The organism is Raineyella fluvialis (genome assembly GCF_009646095.1).
In the GTDB taxonomy this organism is placed as follows: domain Bacteria; phylum Actinomycetota; class Actinomycetes; order Propionibacteriales; family Propionibacteriaceae; genus Raineyella; species Raineyella fluvialis.
Window position 1 is genome coordinate 3,426,438 of the sequence record NZ_CP045725.1, and the last position, 19,446, is coordinate 3,445,883.

Genomic DNA, 19,446 nt, shown 5'->3' on the forward strand with positions numbered 1-19,446 from the left:
GGAACGTACGGGCCGGGCCGGTTTCACCGTTGGGTCTGCTGGACCCGCTCTTTGCGGGTCTTCTCACTGATCGACTTGGCGCCACGACCGAGCGCGACCAGTCCCGACTGGGCCAGTTCGCGGATGCCGTAGGGCTCCAGCATCGACAGCAGCGAGTCGAGCTTGTCCGGGTTGCCGGTGACGACCAGGGTGATCGAGTCAGGGGTGACGTCGACCGTCTTGGCCTTGAACAACTGGACGATGTCGAGGATCTCGCTGCGCGTGTTCGCGTCGCACCGGACCTTGACCACCTGGAGCTCGCGGCGGATCGCGTCCGGCTCCAGTTCGACGATCTTCAACACCTCGATCAGCTTGTTGAGCTGCTTGGTGATCTGCTCGAGGATGTGGTCGTCGACGTCCACGACGACCGTCATCCGCGAGACGCCCTCGTTCTCGGTCGGGCCGACGGCCAGCGACTCGATGTTGTAGCCGCGGCGGGAGAAGAGTGCGGCGACGCGGGTGAGGACGCCAGGCTTGTCCTCGACCAGGACACTCAGCGTACGGTGGCTGCTCACAGTTCTTCCTCTTCCCACTTCGGCGCCATGTCGCGCGCGATCTTGATGTCGTCATTGCTGGTGCCTGAGGCCACCATCGGCCACACCATGGCGTCCTTGTGGACGACGAATTCCACCACCACGGGACGGTCGTTGATCGCCATCGCCTGCTCGATGACCGCGTCGACCTCCTCGGGTGTCTCCGCCCGCAGCCCCACGCAGCCCATCGCCTCGGCGAGCTTGGGGAAGTCGGGGATGCGGTAGGAGTGCAGGTCGGTGTTCGAGTAGCGCGCGTCGTAGAACAACGTCTGCCACTGCCGCACCATGCCGAGCGACTCATTGTTGATGACGGCGATCTTGACCGGGATGCCCTCGAGGGCACAGGTGACGAGCTCCTGGTTGGTCATCTGGAAGCAACCGTCGCCGTCGATGCCCCACACGACGGAGTCGGGCTGGCCGACCTTCGCCCCCATCGCCGCGGGGACGCAGTAGCCCATCGTGCCCAGACCACCGGAGTTGAGCCAATGACCCGGCTTCTGGAACGGCAGGAAGTGCGCCGCCCACATCTGGTGCTGGCCCACCCCGGCCACGTAGTAGGCGTCCGGTCCGGCGATCTCGCCGATCCGCTTGATCACCGCCTGCGGGGACAGACGGTCGAGACCTTCCTCCCAGCCCAGCGGGTACTTGCCCGCCATGTCAGTGAGGTAGCTGATCCACGGGGTGTAGTCGGCGATCTGCCCCTCGCTGCGCAGCGTCTGGTTCAGGTCGATCAGCACCTCCCGGACGTCACCGACGATGGGGACATCCGCCAGGCGGTTCTTGGAGATCTCCGCGGGGTCGATGTCGGCATGGATGACCTTCGCACCGGGGGCGAAGGAGTCCAGCCGGCCAGTGACCCGGTCGTCGAAACGGGTGCCCAGGGCGATCAGCAGGTCCGCCTGCTGGAGGGCGCCCACGGCCGCGACCTTGCCGTGCATGCCCGGCATGCCGAAGTTCAGCGGGTGGTTGTCCGGGAACGCGCCGAGAGCCATCAGGGTGGTGACCACGGGGACCCCGGTGAGCTCCACGAGTTCGGCCAGCTCCGCCCCGGCCTGGGCCTTGACGACACCGCCCCCCACGTACAGCACCGGACGGCGTGCCTCGGCGATGAGGCGGGCCGCCTCCTTCACCTGGCGGTGATGCGGCCGGGTGGTCGGGTGGTAGCCCGGGAGGTCCATCTCCTGGGGCCACTCGAACGGGGCGCTCGACGTCAGCGCGTCCTTGGTGATGTCGACCAGCACCGGGCCCGGTCGCCCGGACGAGGCGATGTAGAACGCCTCCTTGATGGCGATCGGGATGTCCTCGGCCTTCTTGACGAGGAAGCTGTGCTTGGTGATCGGCATCGTGATGCCCCGGATGTCCGCTTCCTGGAAGGCGTCGGTGCCGATCATCGACGACCCCACCTGGCCGGTGATCGCGACCATCGGGACGGAGTCCATCATCGCGTCGGCGATGGGGGTGACCAGGTTGGTCGCGCCCGGGCCGGAGGTCACCATGCAGACGCCGACCCTGCCGGTCGTCATGGCGTAGCCCTGGGCCGCATGGCCGGCACCCTGCTCGTGACGGCAGAGGATGTGACGGATCTGGTGGGAGTCCATCAGGGGGTCGTACGCCGGCAGGATGGCCCCACCCGGCAGACCGAACATGACGTCTACCCCGACGTGCTCCAACGCGCGGACGAGCGCCTGCGCGCCGGTCAGCATCGTTGTGGTGGACGTGGCGGTCGTGTCCTCCATGGCCTCACTACTTCCTCTGGATGGATGGGTTCGTCGGTGATCCTGCAACAAAAAACCCCCGCCGCCACGAGGCGCGCGAGGGATGCGTGTCCGATCGGGTCTCAACCCGAAGGACACGCTAAAGAACTACGAGAATCATGCCGAGCACGCATGTACCCTCCCGCAGACCTGACGGCCGTGTCAAGCATCAGACAGGGATTCCCACCATGTGGATGTGAGCTCTGCCACGCTGCAGGCCGCGGCACCAAGGTCCCGGTCATACAGCGCTGGCCCGAAGCCCTAGGGTGGCGGCATGTCGTTCACCGCTGAGCTGCGCGATACGTACGCCGACCTGTTCGAGGCCTTCTGGTCGCACCCGTTCTTCCAGGGCCTGCTCGACGCGACGGCCTCGAAGGAAGCGGTCGTCCACTATGTCGGGCAGGACCGGCAATACCTCGCCGCGTTCCTGCGCTGCTACGGCCTGGGCATGGCCAAGGCGCCGGACACGGACTGGACCCGCTTCTTCCTGGAGGGGGCCCGGATCATGCTCGAGGAGGAGCCGGACGCGCACCGCGCGTTGGTGGCGCACTTCGGCGTGGACTACGACACGAGTCAGGCGCCGCGGTTGGCACCGACGGCACAGGCGTACGCCAACCACATGGAGCTGGCCGGCCACGACACCCTCGGCGTGCTGATGGCCGCCCTCCTCCCCTGCCAGTGGAGCTACGCCTGGGCGACGCTGCGCGCCTACCGCGAGGAGACGCCGGGACCGGATCACCCCTTCCGGGCATGGTTCGCCTTCTACGCCTCCGAGGAGTGCCAGTCGCTGGTGGCGGAGTACCGGACCAGGATCGACGCCCTCGCCGCAGCCGCCGGGCCGGAGGAACGCGGCCGGATGGAGCGCGCGTTCGTCGACTCGATGTACTACGAGGTCGCGTTCTGGCAGATGGCGGCCTCAGGGGAGACGTGGGAACGTCTGCCGTCCCGGGTCCTGGAGCCGCGCGACGCCCAGTGATTCTGGCCCGATCCGACCCGGGGGTCCGGACCTGATCGGGCGGCACATCACCCCGCCGAGGGGATCGTGCCGGTTACCGGATCTCGCCGTTCCTGGGCCTCTCGATCCCTGGCCTCGGCCTCACCACGCGGCCGGCGGAGCAGATCGACGAACAGACCGATGTAGAGCAGGAGGCCGACGAGCGGGGTGACGTTGGCGACGAGGTTCTGCCAGAAGCTGTAGTGGGCCGCCGCGTTGTCGGCGTACGGGAGGATGGTCAGCGGCAACTGGATGCTGATCCACAGGCCCCAGAACATCCCGACGCGGCGGACCCAGACGGGCAGCCCGTCGTCCGTGACCACCGCCACGAGGAGCGGCAGCACCCAGACGAAGTGATGCGTCCAGGCCAATGGGGAGACCAGGCTCGTGGCCAGGCCCACCAGTGACAGGGCGAAGACCTTGTGCCCGGTCAGCCACCAGTAGCGCGCCACGAGGATCGCCAGCACCGCGACCACGGCGGCGAGGACGGCGAAGAGCCCCCGTGCGGTGAGGCTCATCCCGAAGAAGCGGGTGGTCAGCCCTTGGAGAGACTGGTTGCCCACGTACTGCGGCCCGGACGTCCCCGCGGGGATCTGGAAGGTCCAGAACCGCAGGCTCTCGGCAGGCAGCACGATGATGCCGAGCACGGTCGCCACGCCGAAGGCGGCCGCACTGGTCCACGCCATCCGGGCGCGCCGGGCGAAGAGCGCGAACACCCCGAAGAGGGCCGGGAAGAGCTTGATGGCCGCGGCGACACCGATGCCGACACCGCGGGGCCAGCGCCGGCGGCGGTCCGGCAGCAGGTCGAGGACCACCAGGGCCATCAGCAGGGTGTTCACCTGACCGTAGCCGAGCGTGGTCCGCAGCGGCTCGACGGCGACCAGGGCGGCGGCGCCGACCAGGCCGAGGACCAGGCCGCGCGGCACCCCGCAGCGCCGCAGCACCGACTGCTGGGCCACCACGAGCAGGGCGACCCACAGCAGACGCCACAGCCAGGTCGGCCCGAGCGCCAACGGCAGCATCACGATCGCGGCGAACGGCGGATAGATGTAGGCCAGCTTCCACGCGGGGCTCAGCACGTCGTAGATGCCCTGGCCGGACAGCAGCGACTGCACGCCGAAGCGGTAGACGTCGAGGTCGATCATCGCCGGCTCCCACGGCCACAGCCGCCCGCCCGTGATCACGAACGGGACGAGCAGCACGGCCACCACGAAGGGGATACCGAACTCCAGCAGGACTCGGCCGACCCGCCGGGACACGCTCTTCTCCTCGGTAGGCAGCTCGGCGACGTTCAGCTCGTCGGCACTCGTCTCCACGTGTTTCGTCTCCTGGGGTCTGGTGGGGAGCCGCGCGGACCTCACCGCGCGGTCCCCGTGGTCGGCAGGGCGTTCCGCAGCGGTTCCCCGTCGGCCCAGCGGCGCAGCTGGGCGGCGATCAAGGCATCCGCGCGGGGTTGGAAGGCTTCGGACCAGCCTCCCACGTGCGGGGTGATCGTCACCCCGGGGGTGGTCCAGAGCGGGTGGTCCGCGGGCAGCGGCTCGGGCTCGGTGACATCGAGGGCGGCGCGCAGCCGGCCGGTCGCGCACTCGGTGAGCAGGGCGTCGGTGTCGATGACCCGTCCCCGGGCGACATTGACCACCAAGGCGCCGTCAGGCAACAGGGCGAGTGCCCGGGCATCCAGCAGGTGCTCCGTCTGCTCGGTGAGTGGGCAGGTCACGAACAGCACGTCGGTGGCCGCCAGCAACCCGGGCAACTGCTCGAAGGGGTACACGTACGGCTGGCCGGTGGCGACGTCGGCGGCACGTTCCCGCCGCGCCACCCGGGTGATCGAGGCCGCCTCGAATCCGTCCAGCCGGCGCTCGATCGCCGTCCCGATCCGTCCGTAGCCGAGGATCGTCGCACGACGGTCCGCGAGGGAACGGCCGATGGTCCGGCGCCAACGCAGGGACGGATCGGCCCCATTGCGCGCGTGCACGTCGATGGCGCGCAGGTTGGCCAGGGCCAGCGCGAGGGCGAGCTCGGCGGTGGCGGTGTCATGGATGCCGGCGCCGGTGCACAGGGTCACGCCCTCCGGCACCAGTGGCTGCAGATGCTCGTAGCCGGCCAACAACGACTGGACGACCCGCAGGCGCGGCATCTCCGCGATCCGGCTCAGGCCCGTGGTACCGGAGAGGTAGGGCAGCACCATGAACTCCACCTCGGCCAGCGAGTCCGGCCAGCGGATCTCGCCGTCGCGGCAGTCGTCCTCCGTGAAGAAGTCCACGTCGATGCCGTCGGGGAGCGGACCCAGATGTCCCTCGGCCTCCTCGCGGTCGGCGTACGGCAGCCAGGCGATACGCGCCATCTCAGGCCCTCCTGACGACGTGGCCCGCGGCGGCCAGCGCGTCCTTGACCTCACCGACGCTCAGCGTGCCGAAGTGGAAGACGCTGGCGGCGAGCAGTGCGTCGGCCCCCGCGTCGGCGGCCTCCACGAAGTGGCGTACGGTGCCGGCGCCGCCCGAGGCGATCAGCGGTACGTCGACGACCCGACGGACGTCGGCCAGCATCTGCAGGTCGAACCCGGTCGTGGTGCCGTCGGCGTCCATCGAGTTGAGCAGGATCTCGCCCGCGCCCAGGTCGACGCCCTGCCGGGCCCAGTCCAGGGCGTCGATACCGGCCGAGGTGGTGCCGCCATGGGTGGTGACGCCGTAGCCGGAGGGCATCCCGGCCTCGCGGCGCGCGTCGACCGACAGGACGAGCACCTGGTTGCCGAAGCGCTCGGTGATCTCCCGGATCACCTCGGGCCGACGGATCGCCGCGGTGTTGATCGACACCTTGTCGGCGCCGGTCCGCAGCAGGGCGTCGACGTCCTCCACGGAGGAGACACCGCCGCCGACGGTCAGCGGGATGAAGACCGTCTCCGCCGTCCGGCGCACGACGTCGCGGGTCGTCTCCCGACCCTCGCGTGAGGCGGAGATGTCGAGGAAGGTGACCTCGTCGCCGCCCTCCCGGCCGTACAGGGCGGCGAGCTCGACCGGGTCACCGGCGTCACGCAGGTCGCGGAAGTTCACTCCCTTGACGACGCGCCCGTCGTGCACGTCAAGGCACGGGATGACGCGGATGGCAACACTCATGGGGGTCAGCCTAGCCGTCCCAGTCCTCGTCCTCGGGTGCCGAGATCGCCGCATCGACGACCCCGCGCTGCATCCGGTGGCGCACCTCGTGGCAGGTGTCGCGGAGGTCGCCTGGGCCTGCGGCCGTCGCGACCTGGTCGGTCAGGTCGATCACCAGTCGGGCCCAGCGGACGAAGTCCCCGGCGCTCATCTCGCCACGGCCGAGGACCTCGGCCAGCGGGCGGCCCGCGCACCAGTCGAAGGCCGGCTGAGCGAACCCCGGCGGCAGCTCGACACCGGACTCCAGCCGGGCGTCCCGCTCCACCAGCGCGATCCGCCGGGCGATCCGGCCCACGTTCTCGTACGCCTCGTGGGTCACCAGGTCCGGCATCCGCTGCGAGCGGTGCTCGTCGCCCTTGCGCGGCTCGTAGGTGAAGACCGAGAGCACTGCGGCCAGCTGGGGGGCGCTGAGGCCGTCGAAGGCGCCGTCGCGGATGCATTCAGCCACCACCAGATCGTCCTCGGAGTAGATCTGGGCCAGCGTGCGGCCCTCCTTGGTCACCTCGAGGTCGTCGGTGCCGGCGGCCCGGACATAGTCGAGGGAACCCAGGACGGTACAGATCTTGTCGAAACGATCGGCGATGGAACGGGTGCGGCGGGCGACCTGGTGCTCGAGCTGGCGCGCCTCCTTCTCCGCCCTGAGTGCCTTCTCGGCCCAGCGGGCGTGCACCTCACGGTCGGGACAGGTGTGGCAGGGGTGCGTGGCGAGTTGGTCGCGCAGCTCCGCGATCCGAGCCCGCTCCTTGTCGTTCAGCGATCCCTCGGTCCGGGTCCGCTGTGGGGTCGGGTCCAACTGGTCGAGTCGCTGGCGCAGGGCGGCCGCCAGGCTGTGGCGGTGCGAAGGGTCCCGGGACTGGAAGTGCTTCGGGACGCGTACCTTGCCGGCCACCTGCGGGAGGGACGGGAAGTCGGTCAGCGAGAGCCGGCGCACCTGCCGGTCCACGGTCATGACGGTCGGGCGCGGCCCCTGCTGCGGGTCGATGTGGCCGTTGTCGAGGACGACGACCCATCCCTGCGAGCGGCCGCTGGGGACCCGGAGGACGTCGCCGGGACGCAGGCCGGTGAGCAGCCGCTCGGTCTCCTCGCGGCGGAACGCCTTGTCCTGCTTGACGGCGGTGGTCTCGATCAGGTGGATCTCCTCGCGCAGGCGGGCGTACTCCATGAAGTCGCCCCGATCGCAGGCGGCCTGGGCTGCGAGGTCGTCGTGGTCGCCGGTGGTGCGAGCCAGTCGGCGGGCGAGGCCGACGACGGACCGGTCGGTCTGGAACTGGGCGAACGACAGCTCCAGGACCGTACGCACCTGGGAGCGCGGCATCCGGTTGAGCATGTTGACGGCCATGTTGTACGTCGGCCGGAACGCCGAGCGCAGCGGGTAGGTCCGCCGGCTCGCCAGGCCGGCGACGGCGCGGGGGTCCATGCCCGGCTGCCAGATCACCACGGCATGGCCCTCGACGTCGATGCGGCGGCGCCCGGCGCGGCCGGTCAGCTGGGTGTACTCCCCCGGCGTGATGTCGACGTGGGCCTCGCCGTTGTACTTGACCAGCTTCTCGATGACCACCGACCGGGCGGGCATGTTGATGCCGAGCGCGAGCGTCTCGGTGGCGAAGACCACCTTGATCAACCCTGCCTCGAAGCACTCCTCGATGCATTCCTTGAGTGCCGGCAGGACGCCCGCGTGGTGGGCGGCGACACCGCGCAGCAATCCGTCGAGGAAGAGTTCGTAGCCGAGCGCCTGCAGGTCCTCGGGACTGAATCCCTGGACGTGGCGCTGCGCGATGGCGAGGATCGCCGCCTCCTCGTCGGGCGCGGTGAGGTGCACGTGCGCCGCCTGGAGTTGCCGGACGGCGGCGTCACAGCCCTGTCGCGAGAAGATGAAGACGATCGCGGGCAACAGGTCCGCCCGTTCCAGGACCCGGACGACTTCGGCTCGGTGGGCCGGCCGGTAGCGGGAGCGTTCCTGGTGCTCGCGGGCGGCGCCGCCGCCGTACTGAGCCGTGCCGGAAGTCCGCTTGCCCTTGCCGGATCTGCCCCGCGGGCGCCGCGAGTCGTCCCGGACGACGCGGGACTCCTCCTTGGCGATCCGTACGAGGGCCGGGTTGACGTCGTAGGTGGCGGCCCGGTCCTCCAGGTCCGCGGTCGGCGCCACATCCGCGAAGAGGTCCATCAGCCGGTTCCCCACCATGACGTGCTGGTAGAGGGGCACCGGGCGACGCTCGGAGACGACGACCTCCATCTCCCCCCGGACCTCGGCGAGCCAGCCGCCGAACTCCTCGGCATTGGACACCGTGGCGGACAGACAGACGAGCTGGACCGAATCCGGCAGTCCGATGATGATCTCTTCCCAGACCGGGCCACGGAACCGGTCGGCGAGGTAGTGCACCTCGTCCATCACCACGAAGCCCAGGCCGCGCAGCGTGGGCGACCCGGCGTACATCATGTTGCGGAGCACCTCGGTGGTCATCACGACCACCGGTGCCTCGGAGTTGATCGAGGAGTCACCGGTCAGCAAGCCGACCCGGTCGGAGCCATGCCGCTCGCACAGGTCGTTGTACTTCTGGTTGGACAGCGCCTTGATCGGGGTCGTGTAGAAGGCCTTGCGCCCCTGGGCGAGGGCGAGATGGACCGCGAACTCGCCGACGATCGTCTTGCCGGCCCCGGTGGGGGCGGCGACCAGGACGCCGGATCCCCCCTCGACGGCCTGGCAGGCCTCGACCTGGTACTCGTCGAAATCGAAGCCGTACCCGTTCGCGAAATCCCTGAGTTCGGGGAAGGCCTGGTGGTGCCGGAAGCGGGCGTACGCCTCGGCCGGGGAAAGCTCCTCAGCTGATGCCATGTCCCGACGATAGCGCGCTGTCCCGTGGGCCGAGCCGGTGTCGATCCGGCACCCGGGTCAGCGCCGGTGCCGACCGGAGAGGGCGCGCGGGGCCGGGGTGAAGATGGTCAGCGCATCAGGGACCGCGGTGACCGTGAGCGGCACCGGGCCCAACTCGTCGCCGTCCGCCATCCCATACAGGCCGTCGCCGTCGATGACGACCTCGCGGGCCCGGAGCTGCTCCACCGCCGGGTCACGGACGAAGGCGCCCGTGAACAACGCCGGCAGGAGCCGGATGAAGGTCCCCCTGCTGACGGGATGAACGATGGTCAGATCGAGCAGCCCGTCGGTGACGTCGGCATCGGGACAGATGGCCATCCCCCCGCCGACGTAACCGGCGTTGCCGACGGCGACGAGGATGGCCGGGACGTCGCGCCGCTCGCCGTCGATGACGAGCCGGTACGGGAGTGGTTCGAACTGCGCCAATTGCACGGTGGCCGACCAGGCGTAGCGAAGCCGTCCACGGGGAAAGCTCGTCCGGTTCGCGCGCAGGTTCACCAACGCGTCGAAGCCGGTCGAGACGACCGAGACCACGTGCTCCAAGCTCTTCCCCGTCGCACCGCGGTCGACCAGACAGCCGCGTACGCTCGCCAGGTCGATCCGCCGGGTGGCGCCACGGACGACGAGGCGCGCGGCGGCCACCGGGTTCGCCGGCGGCAGACCCAGCCCTCGGCAGGAGTCGTTACCGGTTCCGGCGGGGATGAGTCCTAACGGCACCGGGGTCCCGGCGCAGGCGTCCGCGCCGAGGTGCATCATCCCGTCACCGCCCATCACGAGCAGGGCGTCGGGACGGCGGTCCCCCTCGCCCGGACGGGCGGCCGCGACGGCACGCCGACAGTGCGCGGCCGCCTCGGCGAAATTGGCCGCGAGGTGCACGCGGACATCCACGCCGGGCAACGAGGTGACCAATTCGGTGACGACCTTGGGCAGCAACTTCCGCGCCCGGCCGAGGCCGGCACTGGGATTGACGACCAGCGTCAGGACCGCCGCGTCCTCAGTCACCGGCCGTCCCCGTGCCGGACTCCACCTCGGCGGCCTCCGCCGCGGCGAGCCGACCGGCCCGGCGTCTGTCATTGACCCGGCAGATGATCTCGGCCACGACGTAGAGCACGCTCATCGGCACGGCCAGGGCGAGCATCGAGATCGGGTCCGTCGACGGTGAGGCGACGGCGGCGAAGATGAAGATCCCCACGATCGAGTACGACCGTACGGCCGCCAACTGGGCGCCGGTGATCACCCCCGCGAAGTCGAGCGCGACGATCACCACGGGCAGCAGGAACGCCACCCCGAAGACCAGCATGATCTGGATCATGAAGGTCAGGAACGGCACCATCTCCACCATGTTCGCGACCGGCGAGTTCTGCGGGGTGAACCCCAGCAGGACCACCAGGCCCTTGGGCAGCACCCAGTAGCCCAGCGCGACGCCCGACAGGAAGAGCGGGACACCGGCGCCGATGAACCCGAGAGTCCAGCGGCGTTCCTTCGCCAGCAGGCCCGGCACGATGAACGCCCAGATCTGGTAGAGCCAGAAGGGACTGCTCACCACGGTGCCGGCGATGGCGACGATCTTGATGGCCAGGGTCATCGGGGCCGCCACACCGGCGTTGACGACCATGACCTGCTGGTCGGGTCGGCTCCGGTTGAGCTCCTGGACGGCACGCAGGTACGGCCTCAGCAGGAACTCGTACAGGTCGTTGTAGAAGAACGCCGTCACGGCCATGCCGATGAGGATCAGGACGACGATCATGATCACCCGGTAGCGGAGCTCCCGGAAGTGATCGACCAGCGTCATCCGGCCGTCCTCGGAAATGGCGGGAGGACGCAGCCAGGCGAGGCGCCGCTTCTTCACCGGCGCCTCCTGCGGGGCCGCCACGGCCGGTCCGGCATCGTCCGCCGAAGCGGACCGGGCGGGGTCGAGCCAGTTGGCCACGGGGTCAGTGGTCCTTCTTGTGCTCCGGGTCGACGATCTCGGCGTCGTGGACCTCGGTGGTCCGCTTCGCCTCGTCGGCGGCGGGAGTGGGGGTGGGCTCGGTGGTGCCGACCGCCTGCGGATCGCGGCGCAGGTCCTTGGTCTCGTCCTTGAACTCACGGATCGCCCGGCCGGTGCTCTTGCCGAGGCCGGCCAGCCGCGAGCCACCGAACATCAGCAACACGATCGCAAGGATGATGAGCAGCTCGGGTCCGCCGAGGCCTGCAAGGGAGAGGGGGAGCATGTGAACCTCTGTCTCGTTCAGTAACGGTGCGTGGCGTGCCGGGCGCTGAATCCAGCGAAGTCGGGCTCGAACTCCAGGTCCGCCTGACCCGATGGTACGCGCTCACCGTAGGGGTCCGGGACCTCCCCCGGCCGGCCGACGGGCCCCCCGGCCGGGAGTGGCGTGATCTCGTCGAGGAGGCTCAGAATCTCCTCAGCCTGGCGCCCGAGGTGGTCGACCTCGCTGAGCAGGTCCTGCACCTTGTGCCACAGCCAGACGACGTAGGCGACGAGGCCGACGAGCCCGAGCAGGGCGATACCGACGAACACGAGGACCCAGAGCATGGCGGTGAGACTACCGGACCTGCGCGCCCTGATCGTCGCCCGGACCAGCCGGTCGCGACGTCCGCGGTGTGCCCGCTGCGTTCTCGTAGAGGGTGAGGGTGGCCCGGGCCCGTTCGAGGGCGCCCTCACCGGCGTCCGGCGGGTCGAGCAGGACCACGTCCGCACCGAAACGCAACAGCAGCCCGGTGAGCCAGGACGGATCGAGCACCCCCAGGGTGACGATCAGGTCGCCGTCGGACGGCTCTCGGTCCGGACCCAGGTCGTCCTCGGGAGTGACGGCCCGAACCTCGGTGGTCGGGTAGTACTCCACCAGCCACCTGGCCGCGGGACGCACCCACAGCCGGATCTGCTCGGCGTGTTCCAGCTGACGGATCCAGCTCGGTGGCCCCTCGGCCGCACCGCCGTGATCGAGGGCGGCGCGGGAGAGCACCTCGGCGACGCGGATCCGGTCCATCCGGAAGGATCGGCGGTCGGCCCGGTCGAGATCCCAGGCCTCGAGGTAGTGGTAGCCGTCGACCACCTTGGTGCCGAGGGCGTCGACCGTACGCCGAGACGCCCGGCCCTGCGCATCGACGTAGTCGAGCGCGAGGCTGCGACGCACCGCCAGCGCCCGGTCCACCGCCTCGCGGACCTCCGGGGTGCCCGAGGCGACCTTGAGGCGGAAGCGGTCCGCCATGGCGGCGTGCTCACCGGCCACCGCGGCGATCTTGGCGCGAGCGGATTCCACCACCTGCGCCGTACGTCCGGTCGACGTCTCGGCGAGGACCTGCAGCCCTACCAGCAGGGTGACCGCCTCGTCGGCGCTGAAGCGTGCGGGCATGGTCGGGGCGTTGTCGAGGGAGGGGCGGATGATGCCCTCCTCGAGCGCGTCGAAGTCGAGGTCCAGCACGTAGAAGCCGAGCTGACCGGGGAGCTGGCACATGGTCAGCAGCCGGACGTCCTCACGGGCCTGGTCGACCGTGACCCCGAATTCCCGGGCCACGTCCTCGACGGTCGTCTCGTCCAGCCCGCGCAGCCAGGTGCTCAAGGCCAGCAGGCGCGGCACCTGCTCAGTGGCGGTCGACGCCATGGGTCACTTCCCCTCCGTCCGCCACTCCCGCAGCCTGGCCGGCGCGCAGCATCGCGGTGAGGTGGTCCACCAGGGCGCTCGCCAGCTCCGGCGGGGTGAGGACCACGACGTCGGTGCCGAGCATCGCCAGCTCGCCGACGAAGCCCTTGCGATAGGTGTAGGCCACCCGCCAGGCGCGGTATCCCTCCGGTGCCTGCCGGTCGGCGGGCGTCAGGGGCCGGTGCAGTGCGCCCTCCCGACCCAGCCGGAGGGCGAGCACGGCCTCATCGGCGGGGTGCTCGCTCGAGATCTGTTCGCTCAGCCGCCGGACCTCCTCCGGATCGGGCTCGGGGAAGGTGAAGTTCGCCGTGCTGGAGCGCACCCGACCCTGAATCCGGGCGAGCTTGAACCGACGGGTCGCGGCCCGGTCGAGATCCGCGCCGAACAGGTACCACTGCCCGTGGGCCATGGCCAGCCCCCATGGCTCGACATGGCGCACCCCCCGGTCGGCGTACTCAAAGGTGACCCGGCGACGGTTGGTGACGGCGTCGCGGAGCACCGCCAGTCCGTGGGTGGCTTCGGGTCGGGTCTCGGCCACATCGCTGGGGGTGAACAGGGAGGCCAACGCGTCCGTGTCGGGCTCGACCCCGATGGAGCGCAGCTTCATCAGGGCACGCTGCGACGACGCCGCCATCCCCGCCTCCCGCCAACTGCGCGCGGCCAGGGCGACCGCGCCCGCTTCCTCCGGGGCCAGGTCCACCGGCTCGAGGGCGAAGTCGCCCAGCCGGATCCGATAGCCCTCGTCCTCCCCGGCCCCACTGGTCTCGATCGGGAGGCCCAGCTCGACCCGCAGAGCGCGCTTGTCCCGCTCGAACGCCTGGTTGAAAGCCGCGTCGGACAGGTCGGCGTATCCCTCGACGAGGCTACGGATCCGCGCCTTCGTCAGGGGTTGCGGGGCACCCAGCAGCAGCAGCGTCAGACCGACCCGACGTTCGGCACTGCTCGGCGCCATCCTCGCTCCCCCGTTCCGCGGTCTACCCTCGTGACTGCGAGACTAACAGCCGCGACCACGCAGACCCGGGAGGAGCAGCCGGTGACCACGCGGGAGCCACCGGACACCGCCAGGGTGTCCACCGCCGGCGCGATCGGAGCGGGCCGGTTCGCTCCGAGCCCGACCTCCGATCTCCACCTCGGCAATCTGCGCACGGCTCTGCTGGCCTGGCTCTTCGCCCGGCACACGGGGCGGCGCTTCCTGGTCCGGATCGAGGACCTCGACACCGCCAGGGTGGCCCACGACCCCGCCGTGGCCCGCCGCCAGCTCGCTGATCTGCGCGCCATCGGGGTGGACTGCGACGGGGACGTCCTGCGCCAGTCCGAGCGTCTCGAGGCGTACGCCGATGCGGTGACCCGGCTGAGCGAGGACCCCGGCACGTACCCGTGCTTCTGCACCCGGCGCGAGATCGCCGAAGCGGTCAGTGCCCCGCATGCGCCGCCGGGCGCCTACCCGGGCACCTGCCGCCACCTCACCACGGTGGAGCGCGCCGCTCGAGGGTCCCAGCGCAACCCGGCACTGCGGGTCCGTGGTGGCGACGTGGTCGTGGAGGTCGTCGACGAGTTCGCCGGACCGATTCGTGGGCCGGTGGACGACTTCGTCCTGCGGCGCAACGACGGGGCGTACGCCTACAACCTGGCGGTGGTGGTCGACGACGTGGCGCAAGGGGTGGACCAGGTGGTGCGGGGCGACGACCTGTTGACGTCCTCACCCCGCCAGGCCTGGCTCACCGAGCGACTGGGTGGGCGGGTCCCCCACTACGCCCACGTTCCGCTCGTGGTGAACGCGCAGGGCCGACGGCTGGCGAAGCGGGACGGCGCCGTGACGCTGGCCGCACTGACGGCTCGGGGCGTCGACGGTGCGGCGGTGCGCTCCTTGCTCGCCGCGTCCCTCGGCCTGGCCGAGGCCGGGGAACCGGTCACGATGACCGACCTGCTCGCGCGCTTCGACCCCGCGGCCCTGCCCCGAACCCCCTGGGTGTGGGACGACGCGGTCGCCGGGTCCACGCCCTGAGGCGGCCGGCGCAGCCCTGGGGCCCTGCTGATCGGGTCAGGACACCTGGAGGATGTCCACCACGTAGACGAGGGTGGCACCGGCCGGGATGCCCTGGTCGGGCGCTCCGTCCGGGTAGGCCTGGGACGGTGGGACGACGATGAGGATCCGGCTGCCCACCGGTTGGTCCTTCAGCGCTGTCTGCCACCCCTTGATCAGGTCGGTCAGTGCCCCCGACTCGGGTGCGGCGGGCACCTGCTGCCCGTTGACAGTCTTCGCCGAGTAGGTGTCGCTGACCTGCTTAGCGCCGTCCCACAGCCAGCCGCGGTAGTTGACCGTCACCGTCGAACTCGCGGTGACCTTGTCACCCTTGCCCTTGATCAGCGGCTGCACCACCAGATCGGTGGGAGCCGCGCCCGATGGGATGGAGATCTTCGGGTCGTTCACCGCGCCACTCACCGTCGGCTGGCCGGACGGCTGGGTGACCTTGTCGCCCTCGGGGCCGCTCAGCGGAACGCCGATGATGTCGACGACGAAGACGAGCGTGTCCCCGACCTGGATCCCGGCTTGGGCGATGCCGCCGCTGGAGTCGTAGCCGTCCTTGCCCGGAATGGCCAGCAGGACCCGGGAGCCCTGCTTCTTGCCGACAAGTCCCTTGGCGAATCCGGGGACGACCCCGCTGAGCTGGAAGGAGGTCGGCTTCCCGTTCGCGTACGACGCGTCGAAGACCTGGCCGGTACGCCCGTTGAGGCCCTGGTAGTGGACCGTCACTGTCATGGACGACGTCACCTCGGGCCCAGAGCCCTGGCTGATGACCTTGGACTGGGTGTCCGCGACGGTGAAGGGTGAGAACTTCACGGTCGGCGATTCGCCGTACTTCCCCTCGACGCTCACCCCGTCGAGATTCGTCACCGGGGCCGGCTCGGGGGCGGCGGACGCCGAGGCCGAGGCGCTGGGGCTCGCGGTCGCCGACGCGGACCCGGTGCCCTTCGTGCAGCCGGCGAGGCCGAGCCCCAGAGCGAGGACCGACGCGACGACACCGGTCATTGCGAGACGCCGTCGGGGGGTGCGGGTGGGACGGGAGCGGAGGAAGTCCATCACGTCGGGCAGCCTACCGCGAGGGGTAGTCAGCACAGCGGGTCGAGCCCGCGGCGGTCACCAGAGCGGTTCGGAGAGGGACGCGATCAGCGCGTCGACGCGCTCGTCGACGTCGCGGAACGGGTCGCGGAGAGTGAGGGCGCGGGTCTGGTTGCCGCGATTGACCCGCAGGTGCATCCAATCGGCCAGGTAGTCCACCTCGGCGGCCCGGGCCGCCTCGATGAAGGCGCCCCGCAACCGGGCCCGGGTCGGGGGCGGGGTGGTGAGCGCCCGGTCGACCTGTGCCTCATCGACGATCCGGCTGACCTCGCCGTGGGCGTCGAGCAGCCGGAAGAGTCCGCGGCCCTCGGCGATGTCGTGGTACGCCATGTCGAGCTGCGCCAGCCGTGGACTGTCGGGAGGCAGGTTGTGGCGCTCCGCGTAGCGGGTGATCAGGCGATGCTTGATCGCCCAGTCGATGTCGCGGGACAAGGTGTCCATGTCCCCCGCCTCGACCGCGGTCAGTGTCCGCTGCCACAGCCGCAGGGCATGCTCGAGCCCCGGGGCGAAGGGACCCAGTCGGTCGCGCTGGTCGAGCACCGCCTGGAGATAGGCCTGCTGGATCTCCAGGGCACTCACCGTCCGCCCGTTGGCGAGCTCGACCGGCGTGCGGCCGGTGAGGTCGCGGGAGATCTGGCGGATGGCGAGGTTGGGATTGTCCAGGGTGAGGTCGGGCAGGGCGACACGCGCCTCCACCAGGCGCAGCACCAGTTCGGTCGCGCCGACCTTGAGCAGGGTGGTCGTCTGGGACATCGACGAGTCACCGACGATGACGTGCAGGCGCCGGTAGAGCTCGGGGTCACCGTGCGGTTCGTCGCGGGTGTTGATCATCGGCCGCGACCGGGTGGTGGCCGAGGAGACGGTGTCCCACATCTGGTCGGCCCGCTGGCTCAGCTGGAACACGGCCGGGCCACCCGCTCCGGCGGTCCGTTCGGGGCGCTCATAGAGCTTCGTACGCGACAGGTGCCCGGCTCCCGCGATCAACTGGCGACTCACCAGGAACGGCAACACCACGCGGTAGTAGCGGTTGATGTCGACACCCCGGTCGACGAGGTAGTTCTCGTGACAGCCGTACGAGTTGCCGGCCGAGTCGACGTTGTTCTTGAACAGGAAGATCTCGACCGGGGTGCCGTCCGCGGCGAGCTGGTCGGTGGCGAGGCCGCGGAGGTCCTCGACCAGACGGTTGCCGACGGCGTCGTGGGCGACGAGGTCGTACAGGTCGTCACACTCGGCCGTCGCGTACTCGGGGTGCGACCCGACGTCGAGATAGATGCGGGAACCGTTGGCGAGGAAGACGTTGCTGGAGCGCCCCCAGGCGATCATCCCGCGAAACATCTGCCGGGCGATCTCCTCCGGCCCGACCCTGCGATCGCCGCGCGGGCGACCGGTCAGTCCGTACTCGGTCTCCAGCCCGTAGATCCGCCGCGTCCGCGCCTCGCCCGGTTCCACCGCCATCTTCCCACCCGACCTTCCGTCAGCCCCCGCTTCCCCCGCACCCGATCCGGGCCTGCGTCACATCCCGACCAGGTCGAGCAGCTTGCCCAACTCCTCCTGGGTGAGGTCGCGCATCTCCCCGGGCTGCAGGCGACCGAGGCGCACCGGGCCGATCGCGATCCGGGTGAGCTTCTGCACCGGGTGGCCGAACGCCTCCATCATCCGTCGCACGACGCGGTTGCGGCCCTCGTGCAGGGTGATCTGCAGCAGCGTGGCATCGGGCATGGTCTGCATGACCTTCACCTTGTCGGGGCGCACCGGGCCGTCCTCCAGGGTGATGCCGCGCTGGATCCGCTTCAGCGTGTGCGGCGAGACCTGACCCAGCACCTGGGCGACGTACGTCTTGGGCACTTCGTACGACGGGTGGGCCAGCCGGTGGGCGAACTCTCCGTCGTTGGTGAGGATGATCAGGCCCTCGGTCTCGGTGTCCAGTCGGCCGACGTGGAAAAGGCGGACGTTGCGACGGTCGATGTAGTCGGTCAGCGTCTCGCGTCCCTCGGGGTCGTCCATGGTGGAGACCACCCCGCGCGGCTTGTTGAGCACGGTGTACACGTGTCGGCGTGCGGTGGGGATGCGCGATCCGTCGACGCGGATCTCGTCCTTCTCGGGGTCGACCCGACGTCCCTGCTCGGTGACGAGTTCGCCGTTCACCTCGACCCGGCCGGCCTGGATCAGTTGCTCACTGGCTCGGCGGGAGGCGATGCCGGCCTGCGCGAGGACCTTCTGCAGGCGGATGCCGTCGCGTTCGTCGTCGTCGGTCTCGCTCATCGATCTCCCTCGGGTTGTTCGGTCTCGGTCGCGGCGCTCGCCCGGGCCCCGATGGCGTCGGGACACCGGCGCCACTACCGGCCAAGCGTACGCATCGCGCGGGTGGTGGTCAGGGCAACGGCCGTCACTGGGACGGACAGCGACGCTCAGGCGTCCAGGCGGGCCAGTACCTCCCGGGCGAGGGAACGGTAGGCCTCGGCCCCGGGCGAGCTGCTGGCGTACGTGGTGATCGGCTCACCCGCGACGGTGGTCTCGGGGAACTTCACCGTACGGCGGATGACGGTGTGGAAGACCTGGTCACCGAACGCGTCGACGACGGTCTGCAGCACCTCCCGGGAGTGCAGGGTGCGCCCGTCGTACATGGTGCCGAGCAGACCCAGGATGGTGAGTCGGTGGTTGAGCCGGTCCTGGACCCGCTTGATGGTGTCCTGCAGCAATGCCACGCCTCGCAGGGCGAAGAACTCACACTCCAGCGGAATGACGACGTAGTCCGCGGCGGTGAGGGCGTTCACGGTGAGCAGGCCCAGCGACGGCGCACAGTCAACGAGGATGACGTCGTAGCGGTCCCGCAGTGGGTCCAGCACCCGGGTGAGCGACTGCTCGCGGGCCACTTCGGCCACCAACTGGATCTCGGCCGCCGACAGGTCGATGTTGCTCGGCAGGATGTCCATGCCCTCGACCGGGGTGTCCGCGAGGACGTCGTCGACGTCCACGCGCGCGCCGAGCAGGAGGTTGTAGATGCTCAGCTCGAGTTCGTGAGGATTGACCCCCAGCCCCACCGACAGCGAACCCTGGGGGTCGAGATCGACCAGCAGTACCCTGCGCCCGGTCTCCGCGAGAGCGGCGCCCAGGTTGATCGTCGTCGTGGTCTTGCCGACGCCGCCCTTCTGGTTGCACATCGCGATGATCGTGGCGTGCTTGGGGCCCGGTGCGGGAGCTGTGGGCGGTGGGAGCTCAGGCCAGGGGCGGCCGGTCGGTCCGAGTCCGGCGGCGTCGGTGTCGGTGGGTTCGACGTCGAACAGTGCCACGTCGTCATCACGCGCCTCACCGAACCGGTCCACGGAACCCCCTCGAA

Annotated in this window: 18 protein-coding genes; 2 read left to right on the forward strand and 16 right to left on the reverse strand. The window is 70.1% G+C overall.

Going from position 1 to position 19,446, the window contains the following annotated elements; translation table 11 throughout:
- Positions 1 to 23 precede the first annotated feature (23 nt).
- The gene (gene ilvN / locus Rai3103_RS15760; protein WP_153573366.1) at positions 24 to 554 is read right to left on the reverse strand and encodes an acetolactate synthase small subunit; all 531 of its coding nucleotides are present in this window, start codon (positions 552 to 554) and stop codon (positions 24 to 26) included.
- Positions 551 to 2,308: an acetolactate synthase large subunit gene (locus Rai3103_RS15765; RefSeq protein WP_153573367.1), complete on the reverse strand. Its 1,758-nt coding sequence runs from the start codon at positions 2,306 to 2,308 to the stop codon at positions 551 to 553. Before Rai3103_RS15765 ends, ilvN begins: the two co-directional genes overlap by 4 nt.
- Before the next feature lie 292 nt (positions 2,309 to 2,600).
- Here Rai3103_RS15765 and tenA point away from each other — a divergent pair, with 292 nt between their 5' ends.
- Entirely contained in the window at positions 2,601 to 3,302 is a 702-nt protein-coding gene (gene tenA / locus Rai3103_RS15770) for a thiaminase II (RefSeq protein WP_153573368.1), read from the forward strand.
- A 47-nt stretch (positions 3,303 to 3,349) separates the two neighbouring features.
- On the opposite strand, the gene Rai3103_RS15775 is transcribed toward tenA, so the two are convergent.
- From Rai3103_RS15775 to Rai3103_RS18050, 10 genes are read right to left on the reverse strand one after another with little or no spacing between them, the layout of a single operon-like run.
- A complete protein-coding gene (locus Rai3103_RS15775; protein ID WP_153573369.1) occupies positions 3,350 to 4,636 on the reverse strand; it encodes a glycosyltransferase 87 family protein in 1,287 nt (428 codons plus the stop codon).
- 41 nt (positions 4,637 to 4,677) lie between these two features.
- Positions 4,678 to 5,664, reverse strand: a complete 987-nt coding sequence (locus tag Rai3103_RS15780; RefSeq protein WP_153573370.1) for an NAD(P)-dependent oxidoreductase — start codon at positions 5,662 to 5,664, stop codon at positions 4,678 to 4,680.
- A 1-nt stretch (position 5,665) separates the two neighbouring features.
- Positions 5,666 to 6,433 (reverse strand): imidazole glycerol phosphate synthase subunit HisF, encoded by a 768-nt coding sequence (gene hisF / locus Rai3103_RS15785; protein ID WP_153573371.1) that lies wholly within the window; start codon positions 6,431 to 6,433, stop codon positions 5,666 to 5,668.
- A 10-nt stretch (positions 6,434 to 6,443) separates the two neighbouring features.
- Positions 6,444 to 9,305 carry a DEAD/DEAH box helicase gene (locus Rai3103_RS15790; protein ID WP_153573372.1) on the reverse strand — a complete coding sequence of 954 codons (2,862 nt, stop codon included), beginning with the start codon at positions 9,303 to 9,305 and terminating at the stop codon, positions 6,444 to 6,446.
- Positions 9,306 to 9,362: 57 nt separating this feature from the next.
- The gene (locus Rai3103_RS15795; protein ID WP_228488991.1) at positions 9,363 to 10,346 is read right to left on the reverse strand and encodes a diacylglycerol/lipid kinase family protein; all 984 of its coding nucleotides are present in this window, start codon (positions 10,344 to 10,346) and stop codon (positions 9,363 to 9,365) included.
- Positions 10,339 to 11,274 carry a twin-arginine translocase subunit TatC gene (tatC, locus tag Rai3103_RS15800; RefSeq protein ID WP_228488992.1) on the reverse strand — a complete coding sequence of 312 codons (936 nt, stop codon included), beginning with the start codon at positions 11,272 to 11,274 and terminating at the stop codon, positions 10,339 to 10,341. The genes Rai3103_RS15795 and tatC overlap by 8 nt, the downstream gene beginning before the upstream one ends.
- 4 nt (positions 11,275 to 11,278) lie before the next feature.
- Positions 11,279 to 11,557 carry a twin-arginine translocase TatA/TatE family subunit gene (gene tatA, locus Rai3103_RS18635; RefSeq protein WP_153573374.1) on the reverse strand — a complete coding sequence of 93 codons (279 nt, stop codon included), beginning with the start codon at positions 11,555 to 11,557 and terminating at the stop codon, positions 11,279 to 11,281.
- A 17-nt stretch (positions 11,558 to 11,574) separates the two neighbouring features.
- Entirely contained in the window at positions 11,575 to 11,880 is a 306-nt protein-coding gene (locus tag Rai3103_RS15810) for a hypothetical protein (RefSeq protein ID WP_153573375.1), read from the reverse strand.
- A 10-nt stretch (positions 11,881 to 11,890) separates the two neighbouring features.
- Positions 11,891 to 12,949 (reverse strand): helix-turn-helix transcriptional regulator, encoded by a 1,059-nt coding sequence (locus tag Rai3103_RS15815; protein ID WP_153573376.1) that lies wholly within the window; start codon positions 12,947 to 12,949, stop codon positions 11,891 to 11,893.
- A complete protein-coding gene (locus tag Rai3103_RS18050; RefSeq protein ID WP_153573377.1) occupies positions 12,930 to 13,940 on the reverse strand; it encodes a helix-turn-helix transcriptional regulator in 1,011 nt (336 codons plus the stop codon). Before Rai3103_RS18050 ends, Rai3103_RS15815 begins: the two co-directional genes overlap by 20 nt.
- Positions 13,941 to 14,021: 81 nt before the next feature.
- Here Rai3103_RS18050 and gluQRS point away from each other — a divergent pair, with 81 nt between their 5' ends.
- Complete coding sequence (gene gluQRS / locus Rai3103_RS18055; protein ID WP_228488993.1) at positions 14,022 to 14,993, forward strand: tRNA glutamyl-Q(34) synthetase GluQRS; 972 nt, start codon at positions 14,022 to 14,024, stop codon at positions 14,991 to 14,993.
- 36 nt (positions 14,994 to 15,029) lie between these two features.
- Here the strand turns inward: gluQRS and Rai3103_RS15830 are convergent, their stop codons facing one another.
- From Rai3103_RS15830 to Rai3103_RS15845, 4 genes are all read right to left on the reverse strand, one after another.
- Positions 15,030 to 16,070, reverse strand: coding sequence for an FKBP-type peptidyl-prolyl cis-trans isomerase (locus Rai3103_RS15830; RefSeq protein WP_153573816.1), 1,041 nt, complete (start codon positions 16,068 to 16,070; stop codon positions 15,030 to 15,032).
- Between the two features lie 57 nt (positions 16,071 to 16,127).
- Positions 16,128 to 17,564: a Pup--protein ligase gene (pafA, locus tag Rai3103_RS15835; protein ID WP_153573378.1), complete on the reverse strand. Its 1,437-nt coding sequence runs from the start codon at positions 17,562 to 17,564 to the stop codon at positions 16,128 to 16,130.
- A gap of 57 nt (positions 17,565 to 17,621) precedes the next feature.
- Complete coding sequence (locus Rai3103_RS15840; protein ID WP_153573379.1) at positions 17,622 to 18,371, reverse strand: pseudouridine synthase; 750 nt, start codon at positions 18,369 to 18,371, stop codon at positions 17,622 to 17,624.
- Between the two features lie 146 nt (positions 18,372 to 18,517).
- A complete protein-coding gene (locus tag Rai3103_RS15845) occupies positions 18,518 to 19,399 on the reverse strand; it encodes a ParA family protein (protein WP_277873028.1) in 882 nt (293 codons plus the stop codon).
- Positions 19,400 to 19,446: the final 47 nt, after the last annotated feature.

Coding starts and splice junctions, on each gene's coding strand:
- Rai3103_RS15765 (WP_153573367.1), bottom strand. CDS start 2,308: ATGGAGGACACGACCGCCACGTCCACCACAACGATGCTGACCGGCGCG.
- tenA (WP_153573368.1), top strand. CDS start 2,601: ATGTCGTTCACCGCTGAGCTGCGCGATACGTACGCCGACCTGTTCGAG.
- Rai3103_RS15780 (WP_153573370.1), bottom strand. CDS start 5,664: ATGGCGCGTATCGCCTGGCTGCCGTACGCCGACCGCGAGGAGGCCGAG.
- hisF (WP_153573371.1), bottom strand. CDS start 6,433: ATGAGTGTTGCCATCCGCGTCATCCCGTGCCTTGACGTGCACGACGGG.
- Rai3103_RS15790 (WP_153573372.1), bottom strand. CDS start 9,305: ATGGCATCAGCTGAGGAGCTTTCCCCGGCCGAGGCGTACGCCCGCTTC.
- tatA (WP_153573374.1), bottom strand. CDS start 11,557: ATGCTCCCCCTCTCCCTTGCAGGCCTCGGCGGACCCGAGCTGCTCATC.
- Rai3103_RS15810 (WP_153573375.1), bottom strand. CDS start 11,880: ATGCTCTGGGTCCTCGTGTTCGTCGGTATCGCCCTGCTCGGGCTCGTC.
- Rai3103_RS15815 (WP_153573376.1), bottom strand. CDS start 12,949: ATGGCGTCGACCGCCACTGAGCAGGTGCCGCGCCTGCTGGCCTTGAGC.
- Rai3103_RS18050 (WP_153573377.1), bottom strand. CDS start 13,940: ATGGCGCCGAGCAGTGCCGAACGTCGGGTCGGTCTGACGCTGCTGCTG.
- Rai3103_RS15830 (WP_153573816.1), bottom strand. CDS start 16,070: ATGGACTTCCTCCGCTCCCGTCCCACCCGCACCCCCCGACGGCGTCTC.
- pafA (WP_153573378.1), bottom strand. CDS start 17,564: ATGGCGGTGGAACCGGGCGAGGCGCGGACGCGGCGGATCTACGGGCTG.
- Rai3103_RS15840 (WP_153573379.1), bottom strand. CDS start 18,371: ATGAGCGAGACCGACGACGACGAACGCGACGGCATCCGCCTGCAGAAG.